Genomic DNA, 16,444 nt, shown 5'->3' with positions numbered 1-16,444 from the left:
AATCGAACTGAACCGCAGGCCGATAAACCGGCCTGCGCCGGTTTATCGGGACATCATCAGCAACTCTTGTCCTTATGATGCGCTATCTGGAAGAACCTGCATTCTCATTAATGTTTCCTGTCGACTCACGGATCAGGTTTACCTCAGCGCGGTTGTTAATCCAGTAATCCGCCCGCTCAATGCCCAGCTTCTCCGGATGGAACACGGGATCGACGCCTTCAGCCAGCTGCTTCTCATAATCCTTCAGGCAGGTGAACGCCGTCTTGCGCAGCAGCAAAATGGCGATGATGTTCAGCCAGGCCATCAGCCCCACGCCAATATCCCCCATCCCCCATGCCAGATCCGCCGTTTTCACCGTGCCGTAGACGGCCGATGCCATCAGCCCGATTTTCAGCACCAGAGTGAGCCACGGACGATGTATTTTACGGTTGAGGTAAGCGACGTTGGTTTCCGCGATGTAGTAGTAAGCCACGATGGTGGTGAAGGCAAAGAAGAACAGCGCGATGGCGACGAAGTAACTGCCAAAGCCCGGCATCATGCTTTCCATCGCGGTTTGCACATAGCCGGGGCCGGCGGCAACGCCGGCAATCCCCGTATAGAGGGCGGCTCCCTCAGGCCCCTGAACGTTGTACAGGCCGGTAATCAACAGCATGAACCCGGTGGCGGAGCACACGAACAAGGTGTCGATATAAACCGAGAACGCCTGCACCAGCCCCTGCTTGGCCGGGTGGCTGACAGCGGCGGCGGAAGACGCGTGCGGGCCGGTTCCCTGTGCGGCTTCGTTGGAATACACCCCGCGCTTCACGCCCCACATGATCGCCAGCCCTAAAATGGCGCCAAAGCCGGCATCAAGGCCGAACGCGCTCTTCCAGACCAGCAAAATGACGCCGGGCAGTTGGTCAATATTGAGCGCCACGATCACGCAGGCCACGATGATGTAGCCGAGCGCCATAAACGGCACCACGGTACCGGCGAAGCTCGCAATGCGCTTCACGCCGCCGAAGATGATGAACCCCAGCAGCACGGCGATGATCGCCGCCGTCACGTTCGGGCTGATGCCGAACGCGATATCCAGGCTGGCGCCGATGGAGTTGGCCTGCACGCCCGGCAATAACACGCCGCAGGAGAAGATGGTGGCGATGGCAAAAATCCAGGCATACCACTTCATACCCAGCCCTTTTTCGATATAGAAGGCCGGGCCGCCGCGATACTCGCCATCCAGCTTCTCTTTATAAACCTGGCCTAGCGTCGATTCCACAAAGGCTGAACTGGCGCCGAGAAACGCGACCGTCCACATCCAGAACAAGGCCCCCGGGCCACCGAAGGTGATGGCGGTGGCTACCCCGGCAATATTACCGGTGCCTACCCGTCCGGCCAGCGTCATGGATAACGCCTGGAAAGAAGAGACCCCGGCGGCATTCGCTTTACCCTGGAAGATCAGACGCACCATCCCCTTCAGGTGACGCAGTTGCAAAAATCGGGTACGTAAAGAAAAGTACAGGCCGGTGCCCAAACAGAGATAAATGAGCGCCTGGCTCCAGATCACGCCGTTGACGGCATTGACAAGTTCATTCATGCAATCCAACTCCTTCGTTGATACCCTGGTAACATTGGCAGTTCACCTGCCTAACACCGGGCTGTGCCGTCGAGCGTGAGAGTTATTTTTTATCAGGTGACATAGTTACTTTACGTAACTAATTAACACTTATGTAACCTGTCGTAAAACGCCGATCTTTGCAAGCCTCTCGGTGTGGAGTACTTCCCATATTTAAACAATTTTTCTGAACGGCAAGCACGGCGGCAACGTAAGAAAAACCGACTATCTATTGAATAATCTATTGGTTAATCAATATGTAACGCGCAGAATATGTAACGCCGAACGCATTGAGCCTGCAGATCTGACGTTCTGATAAAGCGTCGCGCTACACCGGTTATCATGCCGATTGATAAAATATCGCATAACCCTTGGCGCAAGCGTCATACGGTTTCCGAATGGAACGGGGTGTTGGGCAGGGTCGTAACGGAGGGGGTAAGTTTTTCCTGTGGTTTGTTGCGTTGAATTTGCCTCTCAGAGAGCGCTATTGCCAGATTTTTATTTATCCTGCTCAGTTTTCTCGATACCCGCAAGCACGCGCAAGAGCAACCCCTTGCCATCCTCCGGCGAAAAATAATTAACATAACGCGCGTTGAATTCAGATTCGATAATATCGTCATCGTTCGACAGAAAGACCAACACTTCTTTTTTCAACGCTTGACGATCTTGCGTTGTTAATTCTTTTGTATAGATGTCGATGGCATCATCAATCGTCTCCGCCCCGGTAATATAATCAAAATCCTGATTCAGCGTACCTTCAATCATAATGTCAATGTTAGTAGTTAAAAGCATAAATTAAACCTTTGTGGATGCGGTTAAATATAATATGGATTACCATTATAGGTTTCTTATTTAAGCATTAGATTTATTTCAATGGCATTTTTATCCTGATTTCAAGAGAAAGTAATGAATTGTAATAAGGAGTACCATAAGTTTTTTTGAGTTTAATCGCATTCAGGAGGGAAAATTGGCGGAAGATCACAGGAGTCGAACCTGCCCGGGACCGCTGGCGGCCCCAACCGGATTTGAAGTCCGGCCGCCCCACCGGGGACGATGATCTTCCGTAGACATCGCAGCAAGGGGGCGGATTATAGCGCGAATTGCGGCCGCGCGCTAAGTGGCAATTGGCGATCGCCGTATCAGCTCAGGCGCTCCTCAAACGGTCGCTCGCCGACAAACCCCTGGCGCAGCCAGTCATACAGCTCCGCATTGCGCTGAAACCCCATTTTATGCATCACGTTGATCTTATGCTGGCTGGCGGTTTTAACGCTGATCGCCAGCCGCCGGGCGATCTCCGTGATCCGCATCTCCTGGCGCAGGCAGAGCATGATTTCCCGCTCGCGAACCGTCAGCGCATAGCGCTGGCAAGGGCAATGCTCTGTCACATACGGCAGCACCGGCGGCGCGATACGCCGCTGCAACAGCGCGTTTTCCACCTGCCGCAGCACGTCGTCGATCGGCATATTCTGCACGATCACCCCGGCCTGCAGGCGGCAGTCGGGCCGCACATCGGCGTGGCCGTAGCCGTGCGGCGGCCGCACGGCAAAATAGAGCGGCAATGCCGACGGCCGCTTTTCTGCATAGCGGCAAAAACAGCTCGGGCTGCCGGGCGGAAAATAGTGGAACAGCAAGTCAGCCAGATACGCCTGCGGCCCCTCCAGCACGCGGGTTTCCACGCCGGCGGCGTAAAAACGCGCGGTCAGCGCTTTTTGCAGCCCGCCGGCAAAATAGCGGTTGTCGTCCAGTACGGCCAGTGTCGTTACGGCATTCATCTCAGCTCTCCTGCGGTTTGCTTTCCGTTTTTGCACACCCTTAGTCATCCGCCGCCGGCTGCGGCGCCCGGCTGTTGTCGATGCGCAGCTCGTACACCATGGTGGCGTTCGGCGGCACCTTCGGCGGATAGCCGGTTTCGCCGTAGGCCAGCGCCGGCGGCACCACCATGGTGATGCTGCCGTGGTCGCGCAGATGGCCGATCGCCTCACGGAACAACGGCGGAAAACCGGACAGCGGCAGCGACAGCACTTTGCCGTTCAGATCCATATCCTGGATCACCGTGCCGTCCGTCAGTTTTTCCTTTACCACCACGTCGATCACCGCATCCTGCGGCAACGCCCGGTCACCGGCATAATCCACCCGGTACCAAAACCCCGTCGGTGAACGCTGCACGCCCGGCCGTTTGCTGAACTGCGCCACATAGGCCCGATCCCGCCGCTGCTGTGCGTTGACAATACGCTCCCGCGCCGCGCCGGCCTTCTCATCGGCCTTGGCCATCAGCGCATTCAGCTCCTGCTGCGGCAGCCGTTCACGCCCCGTCAGGTTATCCAGCACGCCGGCCAGCAGGCTGCGTCGATCCACCGGCACGCCCCAGCTCTGGCGCTCCGTCAGCATGGTCTGAATATCGCGCCCCAGCGCGCTGCCCGCCGCGTAGGACAGGCGGTTATTCTCGTCCTGCAGCTGCTCTGGCGTAACGGTCCACTGCGCCTGCGCCTGCGTCTGCTGCTGTTGCCTCCATGCGCCACGCTCTTTGGCAAAGCGTTGTTCCTGTTCCCGCCGCTTCTGCGCCTCCTGCGCCACCTGCTGCTGCGCCTGCTTGACCAGCTCAGCGGCGCGCCGGCTATCCGGCGTGCCCTGCCAGGCGCGACGCAGCCCGGCCAGCCACTGCTGCAGCGGAGCCAGATCGGGCAGCGCCGTCGGGGCCGGCGTCTCATGCGCCGCGGCGCGCAACGCGGCGTTCTCCTGCCGCAATGCCTGCAGTTCCAGCCGCTGCCGGGCCAGCTGTTCATCACGTTCCAGCAGGCTGCGGCGCGGCATCAGCGTTACGGCGGCGGGAGGCGAGGGTTTTACCACCGGGCGGGCGCTAGCGGTGGTTTTCGCGGTATGCGGCGGCACGGCGGATGGCGTTTTCCGCGCCGCATCCGGCGGCGTATCGCTGCGCTGTTGATACTGCTCGGCAAACTGCAGCAGGGCGGGAATGCCGTCATCGGCCAAGGCGTGCCGGGGCAGCGCACAGGCCGCCAGCGCCAGCCACGCCGCCACAGGCACACGGCGCATCATTTAACCTGCTCCCCGCGTTCGGCCAGCCCGATCAACACCGACTGTTCGATCTCCGCGCACAGCCGGCTGACCTTATAGCGATACAGCGCATCCACCGTCTCCTGCGTATCGTCGTTCACCCGGGCGCGCAGGCCTGCATACTGCGACGCGCCGCTCATCAGGCTGTCGAAAGCGCGCTGGTTGTCCTGATAGCGTTCAGGATTGATTTTTTGCAACGCCGCCAGTTCTTGCTGGCACTGCTGTAAACGCTTTGCCTCGCGCTGCTGACGCTGCGTCTCGACGGACGGCGCCGGCTGCGGCTTGTCGGCCGCTTTGGGCTTGACGTTCTGGCAGGCCGTAGCGCCTAACAGCGCCAGCATCAGAATGCCCGCCCGGACGGCAAGGCGCACAGAGTTATCGGTCATGGTTTTTTTGCTTCCTTTCGTGGTTAAACGTGACCTGCCGCGAGCCGGAAAAACGCCGGTCGGCGGGGAACAACAGCGCGGCGGCGGTGCGGTATTGCTCGGCCTCGGCGTCGCGTCGCTGGTAACGTAAAATGGCGATCAGGTTGGCGTAGACGTTGGCGTCGATGCGTACCTTCAGATAGCGCCTGGCCCAGTCGCGGTATCGCGTCAGTTCGCGCTCATCGCGCGTCTGGTTGTAGGCCAGCAGGCGGTGCGTCTGTAAATCAAACTCCCGCCGCGGCTGCTGGCTCCAGGCGACGACGGGCGACATCTCGCGCAGCGGGCGCACATCGCGCAGCCCGCCGCGTTCCGCCTGCGTCAACAGCCAACCCGCGCGCAGCGCCGCCAGCATCAGCACCAGCCCGCCTACGCACAGCAGCGTGATACCGAGGCGCAGCGGCACAGTGCGGCGGATCGTCAGCGCGACGCGGCGGCTGCTCAGGCGATCCAGCTGCGCCAGCAGCAGCGTAAACAGCAGCCAGTGCAGGGCCGAAAGGTAAAACGGATACTCCAACTGGCTGTGCAGCAGCATCGGCAGCAGCACCAGACACAGCGCCGTCGCCTCGCCGGCATGGCGACGGCGGCAGGAGAAAGCCCGACGGTCAACGCGTAGCGCCTGCCGCAGCAGACGCACGCCGCCCAGCACCAGCAGGACAATGCCCGCCAGCGCCACCAGGCCGCCCTCCACCCACCACAGCAGGATCTCATTGTGCGGATGACCGGCAATCTCCAGCACCGGCGTCAGCGGCAACTGGGCGATGCGGAAATGCTGAAACGCATACTCAAACTGGCCGTAACCCCAGCCCAGCCAGGGCTTCGCAGCGATCATTTTCAGCGTGTCCTGCAGCATGGCGATCCGCGCCTGGTTCGACAGCGCGTGGGACACATACGCCATCCCGCCGTCACCGCCCGGCCACAGCAGCATGCCCACGCCGAATGCCCCGCCCAACAGCACCGCCAGCCCGGCCCGGAGCAGCCGGTCGGCGCAGACGCGGCGGAACGCCAGCCAAAACCCCGCCAGCACCAGCACGCCCCCCAGCCAACCGGCGCGCGACTGCACCCATACCAGCAAGGCGGCCAGCAGGGCCAGCAACGCCGCCAGCCCCATTTGTCTGGCGCGCTCCGCCCGCGCCGAGCGCAGCACATAGCCCGGCAGTACCGCCAGCATCAGCGCCAGCGCCAGGCCGGTGGCGATAAAACTGCCCAGCACGTTCGGCTGCTGGAAGATGCCGAAGACGCGTCTGCCGCGCAGCGGCACCCAGCTCCAGGCGGGCCAGAACAGCTGCAGCAGCGCAATCAGGCTCTGGCCGATGACCAGCGCCAGCAGCAGCGTAATCAGCGCCGTGCGCCAGCGGAAGGCAAGACGAACCTGCAGCCAGCCGCAGTACCAGGCCCCGCCGGCCAGCAGCGCGCTCACCCGCCACGCGGCGGCGGCGTAACCGTCCGGCGGCGCATAGGCCAGCGGCAACGCCAACAGCGCGACGCCCGGCAAAAAATACGCCGCGCTGCGGCTGAAGCGCCACGTGCGGCGTCCTGGCTGTCGCCAGCAAATCAGCAGCAGCATCGCCGCCATCAGCGCGTAGGTCAGCGCATTCAGCGGCAGCTTCAGCCCGCTGCCGCCCATATTGGGCAGATAGCACAGCGACGCGGCCAGCAGGGCGAGAAAGCCCGCCGCCAGCGCGTTATTCGTATTCCAGACTAAAAGTGGCCGTCGCACTGAATTCCCCGCGTCCGATGGTTTTGTCGGCAATCGCCTGTGGTTCGCCCCGCACATAGGCCTGCAGCGCAATCAGGTTGCTGCCCGCCGCCAGGCGATATTTTTTACTGGCGTCATTGAGCGGCAGCGCCGTGCCGTCGAGGTTTTCCAGCCCGATGGCGACGCCGGAGGCGCTGCTGCCGCCGTCCAGCGCCAGCAGCCCCGGCAGCCTGGCGTTCTCAGCGCCGCTGAAGGTCACCGCCACCGTATTGCCCAGGCTGAGATCGCACTCCGCCAGATGCAGAGAAAACGGCTGGCTGAGCGTCCGGCCGTTCAGATACAGGTACTTGTCGACAATGGTGCCGAAATCGAGCCGAATCAGCTCCTCGCCCGGCGGGATCACGCAAGGTTCCGCCACCAGCGTGCCCTCAAAACGCATGTTCTCATCCGCCGCCGCCGGCCCGCCCAGCATCAGCACGCCGGCCGCCAGCAGCGCGCCGCGCAGTTTTCTCACGGTGGTTCTCATGGTCGCCTCCCTTAATGGCATAACGCCGCACCGCCTTGCGCACGATGCGCATCAGTCGTAATACAGGCGAAAATCAATGGTGGCGCGATAGGCGCCGACGCCCAGCGTCGCCGGCGTACGCACCGGCGTGACGGTATAGGTCAGCGTGTTCTGCCCCGGCGTCAGCAACCGCGGTGTGTTGCGCGCCCCCAGCCGCACCGGCGTGCCGGCATCGTCCGCCAGCCGCAGCGCCAGCCCGCTGACGCCGCTCACCCCGATCAGCGACGGCGCATCCGCATCGGCAGGCGCGGTAAAACTGACCGACACCGCCGGCTGGCTGCCGCTCCAGGCCAGCGCGCCTCCCCACGGGTCGCGATTGCTGGCCGGTGCGCGCAGGCAGTCCTTCAGCCGCAGTTGAAAAGCCACCGGCGTGCCCCGGTCACCCGGGTGCTGAAAACCGGCGCTGCCCAGCTCACCCAGCCAGACCTCCTGCCGCGCCGTCTCCATCTCCAGACTGCAGGCGCTTTCACTCAGCGCGCCGTGCACATGCAGTACGCCGTTCGCGCCCTCGACGTCCCAGTTATCCACCGCCTGCGCCGGGGGCATCAGCAGCACCACCACACCCGCCGTCAGCGGCAGCATCATCGCCGCCGCCACCGTCAGGCCAATCAGCCGCCGCTGGTAGCGGATAAAAGCCCGGCCGGACAACTTCTGGCTCTTGCGTCGCATTGTTATTGTCTCCGCTGTGTTGAAAATGCCGGTTACTGCTTGTCCGCCACCGTCAGGCAAAGGTTGCCCGTACAGCGGAAGACCAGCTGCGGACGGCCGCCGTAGTCATTGATATAGGTCAGCACCGGGGCGGAGCCGATCGCCGAAGCGGACACGCCGAGGGGCGCGCTGCCTTTCGGCGCCACCATCACCGGTTCAAAACCGGCAACGCTCTTGCCGCCCTTGCGCGCCGCACCGTCCACCAGCGTCACGTAGTAAGGCGTCGGGTTATTCACCACATATTTATCGCCCTGACGGGTCAGCGTCAGCGACTGCTGGCTGGGCGCCGCGTTCTTCTGCGGCGCGACGGCCGCCGGACGGTAGAACATTTTGATCCGCGTCTGCAGCGCGATCTGCAGGGTATTCGGCTTGTTGCTGCGCGGCGGTATCTCACGCAGGTTGAAGTAGTAGAGCGTCTCGCGGTCCTGCGGCAGCAGTTTGGCCGCCGGCAGCGCCTGAATTTTCACCTGGCTGGGCTTGCCCGGATCAACCCGCTGCACCGGCGGCAGCACCGTAAACGGCGATTGAATCTTGTTGCCCTGCTCATCCTCGATCCAGCCCTGGGCCAGATAAGGCAGCTGTTTGTTCTGATTGCTGATATTCAGGCTGACCGTCTTCTGGTCGCCGTCAAAAATCACCCGCGTGCGATCCAGCGCAATCGCGCCCTGCGCCGGCGCGGCCGTCAGCAGCGCGGCAATCACAAGCGGTGCGCCCAATACGGCGATGTTCAGTCTGGTTTGAGTCTGGTTAAGCATTGTTTTCACAGTTATCAGTCCGTTATCGGTGACCGTGCGCCGCAGCGCCGGTCTGGTCATCGGGTCGGGGAGTATCCTGCGCGCCTGCGCCGACGGGGCGGCAAGGCAGCAGCAGGTTATTCATCAACATATCGGCCGGCAGCGGCGTCGGCAGATGCACCTCGCACTGCGCCGCGCCGTTCCAGTGCACCGTCATCACCTCGCCCGGGTTGATCCCGGACAGGTAAACGCTGCCGCCGTCGTTGACGATCCCGGTTTCCTGCTTACGCGCATTCATCACCGTGGCGCCGAACGGCGGTTCGCTGCCGTCCGCCAGTTTGATAATCGCCATCGCTTTCTCACCGGCGATCACCGCAAAACGCCGGTAGCCGATGGCGCCTTCGGTCAGGGTGGCCTGCACCACCGAACGCGTCGCCTCCACCTTGTCGCCCAGCGCGTTGAGATCGATGCTGGCCTTATTGCGGTAATAGCTGTTCACATCCGTCACCACCGCCTGCCCAAAGCGGTTGGTCGCCACCGTGCTGCCGTAACCGCGCACCGGCACGTCGGGCACGCCGTCGGTATCCAGCAACAGCCGGGTGCCGCCCGGCGTCGCGATGCGGTGCAGCGCCGCGCCTTCCGCCGTGAGCGTCATCCCGCCCTGCGCGGCCAGGCCGACGGCGCTGTAGCGGCCGGCCTGGTAGCTGGCGTTGGCGTTCACCTGCGCCATATCGCCTTCGTGGCTGTAGTAACCGCTGAGCGTCGCTCCGCTGCGTCCGGCGCCGGCGCTCAGCTGATAGTTGTCGTGTTCATTCACCCGGTCGTAGTAACCGACGCGGTGCGTGTTGTCGTTCCGGTCAATCGTGGTGTTGTAGCTGATCGTGCCGCTGCTGCCCCACGGCACCGACAGCGACAGGTACATGCCGTCGTCATTGCGCGCGTTATAGCGGTTGCGGTAGGCCGACAGCGACAGGCTCAGGTTTTTAAACTCGCCCAGATCGAAATAGCGCGACAGCATCAGGTTGTAGCGATCGTTCGCCGCCCGGTCCCAGTAGGTCTGATGGCTGTAGTTGAGGTAGGCGCTCAGCCCCAGATCGCGGAATTGTTTATTGAAGGAGAGGGTGTACATCTCCTTGCTCTTGCCGTTGCGGTCCCCCTGATAGCGGGCGTCCAGATACTCCCCCATGCTCATAAAATCTTCCTGGGAGAAGCGGTAACCGGCGAAGGTGACCTGGCTGTCGTACTCGTCAAAGTTTTTCGAATAGCTCAGGCGGTAAGAACCACCGCTTTTGACCCCTTCCTGCGGCAGTCTGGCCCGCGACTGGGTGACGTCGAAGGAGAGCGCCCCCAACAGCATCAGATCGCGCCCCAGCCCCAGCGACAGCGCGTTGTAGTCCCCGCCGCCGATGGCGCCGCCGTACAGCGACCAGCCGTTGCTGATCCCCCAGGAAAACTCGCCGGTGCCAAACAGCGGCCCGCGCAGATGGTGCCCCCACTCCGTCGGTTTGCCGGCGGCCAGCTTGTAGCGCACCCGGCCCGGTCGCGTCAGATAGGGAATGCTGGCGGTGCTCATCTTGAACTGCTGCACGCTGCCGTCCTGCTCTTCCACCCGCACGTCCAGTTCGCCGGACACCGCATCATTAATGTCCTGAATGCGGAACGGGCCGGCGGCCACCTGGGTTTCATACAGCACGCGCCCCTGCTGGCTGACCACCACCTTGGCGTTGGTTTTCGCCACGCCGCTGATTTCCGGCGCGTAGCCGCGCAGGTTCGGCGGCAGCATATTGTCGTCAGAACGCAGGCTGGCGCCGGTAAAGCGCAGGCTGTCGAACAGATCGGAATTCAGGTAGTCCTCCCCCATCGTCAGGCGGGAGCGCAGCGCCGGTATCGCCCGGTAGGCGTAATAGCGGCTCCAGTCGAACTGCTTGTCGCTCGCCTTGCCCGAGCCGGTCTGGTGGTTAACGCTGGCCTGCCAGTCAGCGCGCAGACGCCAGGCGCCCAGGTTGCCGCCGGCGGTGCCGTTGCCGCTCAGGCTGTAGCTGTCGCCGCCCGCCTTCAGGTTCTTTTGCGTTTGCGCATTGAGGTTGTAATCCAGCAGCAGCCCCGGAATACCGTTATCCCAGCGCGACGGCGGGTCCCAGTTTTCCGAGCTGTATTCCAGATAGGCCTGGGGAATATTGAGATACAGCGATGAAGAGCTTAAATCGCCGCGCGCCTCCATGCCGGCCAGGCTGTGTACATCCAGACACTGCCCGCCGTGCGTCCAGCGCAGCGTACTTTCCAGCTTTTCTTTTACGCCCAGCTGTTTGACCAATGCCGGCGGCAGACAAACTTCACTGCCTTTGGCATTATTTTCCGGCGCAACAAAGCGGATAGGCTGCTCCGGCAGATCGTTTTTATTAACGTGAACCACCATGGTGTAATTACCCGGCATAATGTAACCGCTGCGGGTAAACTGGCTCAGATCGATATTCTGACGATCGTTAATATCTAATACGTCGGTATTAAACTGAATTTCTTCAGCGGCAAACACCCACGTTACGGGGCTGCCAAACGCCAAAGCAACGCACAGCCCCAGCGTTTGCAGGCGAAATAACTTCCCTGCCGGTGAAAGCATAATAAACATCCCTTCAACATGTATTAACCGTCAGTACGACAAGAAATCAAAAGTAATCCAGCTTAAAACGCACTGTGGAAAAATATGCTCCCGCCTTCAGCGGCTGGTGATTTGGCATTAATGTCATTGAATATTTCAGCACGCGGTTTCCCGGCGTCACGCTTTCCTGCGCCAGAGGTTCGCCAGGGATCACCACTTTGCCGTTGCTATCATCAATTTTTAACGCGACGCCCCGGGCTTCGCCCTGCACGCCGAATAGCGAGCCGTCCGCATGGCCGTCGAACGTCACCTGAAAAAACTTCCAGTCAGGTTTATTTCCCGGCCGCTCTACGACGCAATTCACCAATTCGATACTGAACGTTTTCGTTATTCCCCGACCGTCGCGCATTATCTGCCCCAGCGGAACCGTCTCCATATCGATGGTCTGATCGCGGCTGCCGGCGGCAATCGCGCAGGCGGTATCGATAATGGCGCCGTGCATATTGACCTGGCCCCACCCCTGCCCGGCAGGCGCGGCCTGGCCCGGGGCGGAAAACAGCGCGCAGCTGGCCAGCAAAGCAATGGCGCTGGCCTGGTTCCATTGTGACAACATCGCGGCATTCCTTTGACGGGAGATAACGGCCGGGCATGTCGCCATGCCCGGCGACGCTATGGCTTACTGATAAGCCAGGGTGAAATCGGCTACGGCAGAGAAATCGCCCGGAACCACGGCGGCGGAAGCGCCTTCGCCCTGCAGGTAGGCAGCAAAACGCAAGGTGTTATTGCCTTCATTCAGGTTCTGAGCAGTGGTGGCTTTGCCCAGTTCAACGGCTTTACCGCCGTAAGTGATGGCAACGCCGGCGCCGCTGGCGGTACCCGTAATGCCCAGCAGATCTTTATTGGTCGGCGACGCCGAACCGGTAAAGGTGGTGGTGACGCTCTTCAGCGTGGCGATATCGCACTGCTCCAGCTTGATATCAAACGAACGCGGATTGGAAGAGCCGCCGTTTTTCAGCGCCACGTTGGATACCTGGCCCAGATCGACGGTCTGGTCGAGAGACTCAGGGGCGATAGAGCAAGGCGCATCAATAATAGAACCAATAAAGTTAACTTTACCGTGCCCCTGATCGGCTGCGTGAGCGAAAGAGGTTGCGCCAAATGCCATCGCCGCGGCCAGCATGATTTTATTAAGTTTCATAGAACCTATATTCCTTATAAGAAGAGAATGCACATATCCAATAAATAAAGAACAGACCACACCGGAAATTTATCCGCAGATAAATAACGCGCTCTGATTCTTTAGCATTTTGTGAGTAGTAAACGTACCTAAACCAAAGGTATAACGGAAAAAACCACCGCTACAGCAAAGGTAAAAAAGCAAAGAAAACCCGCTGTGATTTCATAAAAATCACATTAAATTACAATTCAACTTTACCCGGCATACCCTTATGGCTGGTGACGGTTATTCTGGCAAATAGCCCACATTAAAAAAAGTGATTTCTAGTTAAGCCGCAATATTCGCAATATATTTCCTTTATCCGGTAAAATTATTGTTATTTTTAGCGCCATAGATCGTAAATAATATAAAACTAGAACAATATCCTGTTTTTTATTATTTCGCGAACAATGAGATCTAAAATGAGGCCATTTTGAATATAATAAACCAAAAATTGGCTTTATCTGATGCTCTGCACGGGTCTTTCGCCTGTCGCAACGCGATCGCTGACGCCATAAATAATCACCATTACATACCGTTAATCTTTTGCTTTAACTGGGTTTTATCCTATACACAGCATATAGATAAACACCGCCATACCCGGGTAAAGCTATAAAGAAGTCCGAGGAGATACTATGGAAGTGTTATCGCCCAAAAAGAAGGAAATACGGCAGCTAAAACAGCGGCTGCTGTACGCATTATTGACGTTATCTCCCCCGTTAACTCAGGAGAATGAACTGCCTCCCCAGCATGAATGGCTATCTACTCGACAACTGGCGGAATATATAAACGAGGGTGTATATAGAGCCAGGAATTTATTACTGGAAATGGTTGCTAATGGCGATGCCATTGTCAGCCACGGATCGGTAAAAAACTCGCTGAGATGGTATCCCGCCGCCACGGAGCAACAAAGGATGGTTGCCGCATGCCGCAAAACGGCGCGTGCACTCTTTAATGACTAAATATTTGGGATACAACAGTGAAAAAATTTGTTTTTTTATTATGCTGCCTGGCGCCGTTGCTGCTGGCCGGCAAGGCGCAGGCGTTTACCTGCCGGACTTCCGACGGCGGTTATATTCCCCAGGGCGGCTCGACAACGCCCGTTGACGTACGGGTGCGCATCGGGCCGCAGCTGTCGTACGGTAAAAACGAGATCGTCAACGTCAGCCAGGTCACCTGTAAAAACGACGTGGCCAGCTGGACCGACTTTCTAAAAACCGACAGCCCGGCGTTAACCATGAACAATGCGATTTTTGGCGGCATCGGCAGCGGCACCACCATTAACGGCGCCGACTATAACTCCCCGGTGCCGGCGGGCATCAGCGTGATGACGCTGACCAACCTGGACCAGCAGACGGTGAATATCCGGGTCTATATCGTGCTGAGCCGCTTTCCTACCCCGGATATTAAAATCAACAAAGGGGACATCATCGGCCAAATCAATTTCAGGCAGACCAATGACCGACAGGGATGCCCGAACTGCGGCCCCTACCGCTGGCGCCTGATTGCCGATAACGACGCCTATTTCGTGACCACCAGCTGCACCATCAACAATGGCCGGCAGATTAACGTCGACTTTAACCAGATACGCCAGGACTTCCTGACGCAAACCGTCACGGATGCGCAAATCAAGCAGGATAAGGCGCTCAGTTATCAGTGCGACGACAGCAGCGCCACCCAGGATGTGCTGATCAGACTGGTCAGCGACGCCACCGGGTTTTCGCCGGACTTCATCAAAACCAGCAACGCCAACGTGGGCGTCGCCATGGTGTATAAAGACGCGGTGATCAAACCCAACAATGCTTTCCGCACCCGGATCGTCAACGGTATGGGCAGCGACACCCTCACCTTTGTGCCGGTAAAAAACAACGTGCCTTATACCAGCATCGCCACCGGGCCGCTGTCCGGTTCAGCTACGCTGATTTTCAGCGCGCCTTGAGGACGCTCCCGCCATGACATGCATTGGAAGAACATTGGCCGCCGGCCTGCTGGCCGCGCTATCCGGCTACGGCGCTTACGCCGCCGATCAGGGGACGCGGGTCAGCATCACCGCCACGGTGGTGGCGCCGCCGCCCTGTGAGATTAACGACGGACGCACCATCGACGTGGACTTCGGCAAGGTCGGCGTTAACCGCATCGACGGCAGCCGCTATATGCAGCGGCTGAGCTACAGCGTGCACTGTGAATTTCTCGACCCCGCCAGACAGCTGAAGATGAAAATCGTCGGCACCGGCGCGGCGTTTGACGCCAACGTGCTGCACACCAGCATCAACGGTCTGGGCATTAAACTGCTGGCGGACGGCAAGCCGTTTAACCTCAACAGCGCGCTCAATATCGATTACACCACGCTGCCTGCGCTGGATGCCGTGCCGGTCAAATCCGCCTCCGCCACGCTGACGGAAGGGAAATTCACCAGCGGCGCCACCATGCAGATCGATTATTTTTAACGCCACCGGCGGGCGCCGTGTCAGACGGCGCGCGCCGGACATACTTTAAGGTTTTAACAGCTGCGGCACATCCAGCAGGATAAACTCATTGTCGTCCGCCTTATTCGGCTGGCGGCTGGAGGAGAACGGGAAGTTGTTATCGTTGCCGACGATGATATGGCGCTCGTCCACCACATCGACATTTTCAATAGTAAAGAACGGGAAGGTCAGCACGCCATTATTCAGCGGCTTGCGCGCCAGCTTGTTCGGGTCCTGGATCTTCAGCAGGTCGATATAAGCCTGCTTCTCCACCGGTTTACCGACGTTGGCGTCGGAAAACGCGATGCGGTACACCCGTTTGAACTTCGCCACCTGGCTGAAGCAATTCTCCGTCGGCGCGCCGGCGGCGCAGGCCTGGTCCGCCGTGCCTTCGCCGTTATCGCGCTCGATCACCAGCCCGTGCGTGGCGTCGATCATATTAAAATCGCCGATCGCATGAGCGTTATCCTCCAGCACGTACTGCCAGCTGCGTCCGCTCCACTGCTGTTGCTTAACGTCAAACTCCAGCACCCGCAGATAGCGTTTGCCGCCGACCTGCTCGAAATCTTCACCGTCCCACAGCGCCCCTTCCAGCAGCGGGTACAGCTTGCTGCCGTCTTTAGACAGCGCCATACCTTCAAACCCCTTGGAGCGCGCCACCTGGAAGTTCTGTTTGCCGTCCGGCGCGCCCGGCAGCGTCAGGGTCGGGTTGTCCGGCGATTTCACCACCTTGCCGTTCACCTGGGTGTCGAACACCGCCAGAATCTTACCGTCCAGCGTGGCCTTGATCAGATAGGGGCCGAATTCGTCGCCGATCCACAGCGCATTATCGGCGAACTGGAAGCTTTCCGGATCGAAATCGCCGCCGGTCAGATAGCGCGTGTCGGTGCTTTCGTTAACGATATGAAACGGCACTTTCTTGTCCGGATCGTGCAGAAATACCGTGTTTAACGGCTCAACCGCGCCGGTTTTAAAATCGATGCGGTAGTGGCTGAGATACAGCATCGCGTCCGGTGAGTTGGCCTTGCTGCCGAAGCCGTTATCGGTCAGCACCCAGTAACTGCCGTCCGGCATATGTTTAATGCCGGAGTGCCCCTGGCGCGGCTGGCCGTCGATCGGCAGGCCGATGCCGGTAGGACGATCGGCCGACAGGCCGGCAACGCTGCCCGGCACGCTGACCCGCTGGCCGCTGGTGTATTTGCCGCTCTGGCGCAGATCTGCCGGCGCGTCGTCCGGCGGCGTCACCGTGCTGCTGACCGGCAGCAGCGCATGGCCGGCCAGCTGCGCATCGACTTCCTGCTGCGCCCACAGCGTCGTGCTGCACAACATACTGGCGAACAGGCATGCCAGAGGCGTGGTTTTCATCATTGTTT

At 59.8% G+C, this 16,444-nt stretch carries 16 protein-coding genes and 1 tRNA gene; 3 read left to right on the top strand and 14 right to left on the bottom strand.

Translation table 11 applies throughout. The features are described from left to right. Positions 1 to 82: 82 nt before the first annotated feature. The 13 genes from TAN611_RS00380 to TAN611_RS00320 form a co-directional block, all read right to left on the bottom strand. The gene (locus TAN611_RS00380; protein WP_105229277.1) at positions 83 to 1,576 is read right to left on the bottom strand and encodes a sodium:alanine symporter family protein; all 1,494 of its coding nucleotides are present in this window, start codon (positions 1,574 to 1,576) and stop codon (positions 83 to 85) included. Between the two features lie 516 nt (positions 1,577 to 2,092). Continuing rightward, on the bottom strand, positions 2,093 to 2,386 hold the full coding sequence (locus TAN611_RS00375) for a contact-dependent growth inhibition system immunity protein (RefSeq protein WP_105229276.1): 294 nt from the start codon (positions 2,384 to 2,386) through the stop codon (positions 2,093 to 2,095). 176 nt (positions 2,387 to 2,562) lie between these two features. Beyond that, a tRNA-Sec gene (locus tag TAN611_RS00370) sits at positions 2,563 to 2,657 on the bottom strand. Positions 2,658 to 2,733: 76 nt separating this feature from the next. Further along, positions 2,734 to 3,366 carry a LuxR family transcriptional regulator gene (locus TAN611_RS00365; protein WP_203067081.1) on the bottom strand — a complete coding sequence of 211 codons (633 nt, stop codon included), beginning with the start codon at positions 3,364 to 3,366 and terminating at the stop codon, positions 2,734 to 2,736. 40 nt (positions 3,367 to 3,406) lie between these two features. After that, positions 3,407 to 4,648, bottom strand: a complete 1,242-nt coding sequence (locus tag TAN611_RS00360) for an FKBP-type peptidyl-prolyl cis-trans isomerase N-terminal domain-containing protein (RefSeq protein WP_238404490.1) — start codon at positions 4,646 to 4,648, stop codon at positions 3,407 to 3,409. After that, positions 4,645 to 5,052, bottom strand: coding sequence for a hypothetical protein (locus TAN611_RS00355; protein WP_197950313.1), 408 nt, complete (start codon positions 5,050 to 5,052; stop codon positions 4,645 to 4,647). The genes TAN611_RS00360 and TAN611_RS00355 overlap by 4 nt, the downstream gene beginning before the upstream one ends. Next, positions 5,042 to 6,808: a Wzy polymerase domain-containing protein gene (locus TAN611_RS00350; protein WP_370576237.1), complete on the bottom strand. Its 1,767-nt coding sequence runs from the start codon at positions 6,806 to 6,808 to the stop codon at positions 5,042 to 5,044. Before TAN611_RS00350 ends, TAN611_RS00355 begins: the two co-directional genes overlap by 11 nt. Next, positions 6,774 to 7,313: a fimbrial protein gene (locus TAN611_RS00345; RefSeq protein ID WP_105229267.1), complete on the bottom strand. Its 540-nt coding sequence runs from the start codon at positions 7,311 to 7,313 to the stop codon at positions 6,774 to 6,776. Before TAN611_RS00345 ends, TAN611_RS00350 begins: the two co-directional genes overlap by 35 nt. A gap of 51 nt (positions 7,314 to 7,364) precedes the next feature. Continuing rightward, positions 7,365 to 8,021 carry a fimbrial protein gene (locus TAN611_RS00340; RefSeq protein ID WP_111736189.1) on the bottom strand — a complete coding sequence of 219 codons (657 nt, stop codon included), beginning with the start codon at positions 8,019 to 8,021 and terminating at the stop codon, positions 7,365 to 7,367. A 32-nt stretch (positions 8,022 to 8,053) separates the two neighbouring features. Next, positions 8,054 to 8,815: a fimbria/pilus periplasmic chaperone gene (locus TAN611_RS00335; RefSeq protein WP_187044793.1), complete on the bottom strand. Its 762-nt coding sequence runs from the start codon at positions 8,813 to 8,815 to the stop codon at positions 8,054 to 8,056. 22 nt (positions 8,816 to 8,837) lie between these two features. After that, positions 8,838 to 11,411: an outer membrane usher protein gene (locus TAN611_RS00330; RefSeq protein ID WP_238404489.1), complete on the bottom strand. Its 2,574-nt coding sequence runs from the start codon at positions 11,409 to 11,411 to the stop codon at positions 8,838 to 8,840. 46 nt (positions 11,412 to 11,457) lie between these two features. Next, entirely contained in the window at positions 11,458 to 12,003 is a 546-nt protein-coding gene (locus TAN611_RS00325; protein ID WP_105229265.1) for a fimbrial protein, read from the bottom strand. Between the two features lie 63 nt (positions 12,004 to 12,066). Next, positions 12,067 to 12,588: a fimbrial protein gene (locus TAN611_RS00320; protein ID WP_105229264.1), complete on the bottom strand. Its 522-nt coding sequence runs from the start codon at positions 12,586 to 12,588 to the stop codon at positions 12,067 to 12,069. A 653-nt stretch (positions 12,589 to 13,241) separates the two neighbouring features. On the opposite strand from TAN611_RS00320, the gene TAN611_RS00315 reads away from it, so the two are divergent. Genes TAN611_RS00315 through TAN611_RS00305 form a run of 3 tightly spaced genes read left to right on the top strand, consistent with a single transcriptional unit; the run spans position 13,242 to position 15,053 of the window. After that, complete coding sequence (locus tag TAN611_RS00315; RefSeq protein WP_111736188.1) at positions 13,242 to 13,568, top strand: hypothetical protein; 327 nt, start codon at positions 13,242 to 13,244, stop codon at positions 13,566 to 13,568. A 17-nt stretch (positions 13,569 to 13,585) separates the two neighbouring features. Continuing rightward, on the top strand, positions 13,586 to 14,545 hold the full coding sequence (locus tag TAN611_RS00310) for a fimbrial protein (RefSeq protein ID WP_232251589.1): 960 nt from the start codon (positions 13,586 to 13,588) through the stop codon (positions 14,543 to 14,545). 13 nt (positions 14,546 to 14,558) lie between these two features. Continuing rightward, entirely contained in the window at positions 14,559 to 15,053 is a 495-nt protein-coding gene (locus TAN611_RS00305; protein ID WP_105229262.1) for a fimbrial protein, read from the top strand. A gap of 45 nt (positions 15,054 to 15,098) precedes the next feature. Here the strand turns inward: TAN611_RS00305 and TAN611_RS00300 are convergent, their stop codons facing one another. Beyond that, complete coding sequence (locus TAN611_RS00300; protein WP_105233173.1) at positions 15,099 to 16,439, bottom strand: esterase-like activity of phytase family protein; 1,341 nt, start codon at positions 16,437 to 16,439, stop codon at positions 15,099 to 15,101. Positions 16,440 to 16,444: the final 5 nt, after the last annotated feature.

This window comes from Serratia sp. Tan611, assembly GCF_905188235.1.
Taxonomy (GTDB): Bacteria; Pseudomonadota; Gammaproteobacteria; order Enterobacterales; family Enterobacteriaceae; genus Serratia_B; species Serratia_B rhizosphaerae.
The sequence above is the reverse complement of the archived record's forward strand: the minus strand, read 5'-3'. Positions and strand labels throughout refer to the sequence as shown.

Bases quoted from the DNA above. Each gene is read 5' to 3' on its own strand.
- TAN611_RS00360 (WP_238404490.1), bottom strand. From the start codon at position 4,648: ATGATGCGCCGTGTGCCTGTGGCGGCGTGGCTGGCGCTGGCGGCCTGT.
- TAN611_RS00345 (WP_105229267.1), bottom strand. From the start codon at position 7,313: ATGAGAACCACCGTGAGAAAACTGCGCGGCGCGCTGCTGGCGGCCGGC.
- TAN611_RS00315 (WP_111736188.1), top strand. From the start codon at position 13,242: ATGGAAGTGTTATCGCCCAAAAAGAAGGAAATACGGCAGCTAAAACAG.
- TAN611_RS00330 (WP_238404489.1), bottom strand. From the start codon at position 11,411: ATGCTTTCACCGGCAGGGAAGTTATTTCGCCTGCAAACGCTGGGGCTG.
- TAN611_RS00305 (WP_105229262.1), top strand. From the start codon at position 14,559: ATGACATGCATTGGAAGAACATTGGCCGCCGGCCTGCTGGCCGCGCTA.
- TAN611_RS00320 (WP_105229264.1), bottom strand. From the start codon at position 12,588: ATGAAACTTAATAAAATCATGCTGGCCGCGGCGATGGCATTTGGCGCA.
- TAN611_RS00380 (WP_105229277.1), bottom strand. From the start codon at position 1,576: ATGAATGAACTTGTCAATGCCGTCAACGGCGTGATCTGGAGCCAGGCG.
- TAN611_RS00325 (WP_105229265.1), bottom strand. From the start codon at position 12,003: ATGTTGTCACAATGGAACCAGGCCAGCGCCATTGCTTTGCTGGCCAGC.
- TAN611_RS00375 (WP_105229276.1), bottom strand. From the start codon at position 2,386: ATGCTTTTAACTACTAACATTGACATTATGATTGAAGGTACGCTGAAT.
- TAN611_RS00355 (WP_197950313.1), bottom strand. From the start codon at position 5,052: ATGACCGATAACTCTGTGCGCCTTGCCGTCCGGGCGGGCATTCTGATG.
- TAN611_RS00300 (WP_105233173.1), bottom strand. From the start codon at position 16,439: ATGATGAAAACCACGCCTCTGGCATGCCTGTTCGCCAGTATGTTGTGC.
- TAN611_RS00365 (WP_203067081.1), bottom strand. From the start codon at position 3,366: ATGAATGCCGTAACGACACTGGCCGTACTGGACGACAACCGCTATTTT.
- TAN611_RS00340 (WP_111736189.1), bottom strand. From the start codon at position 8,021: ATGCGACGCAAGAGCCAGAAGTTGTCCGGCCGGGCTTTTATCCGCTAC.
- TAN611_RS00335 (WP_187044793.1), bottom strand. From the start codon at position 8,815: ATGCTTAACCAGACTCAAACCAGACTGAACATCGCCGTATTGGGCGCA.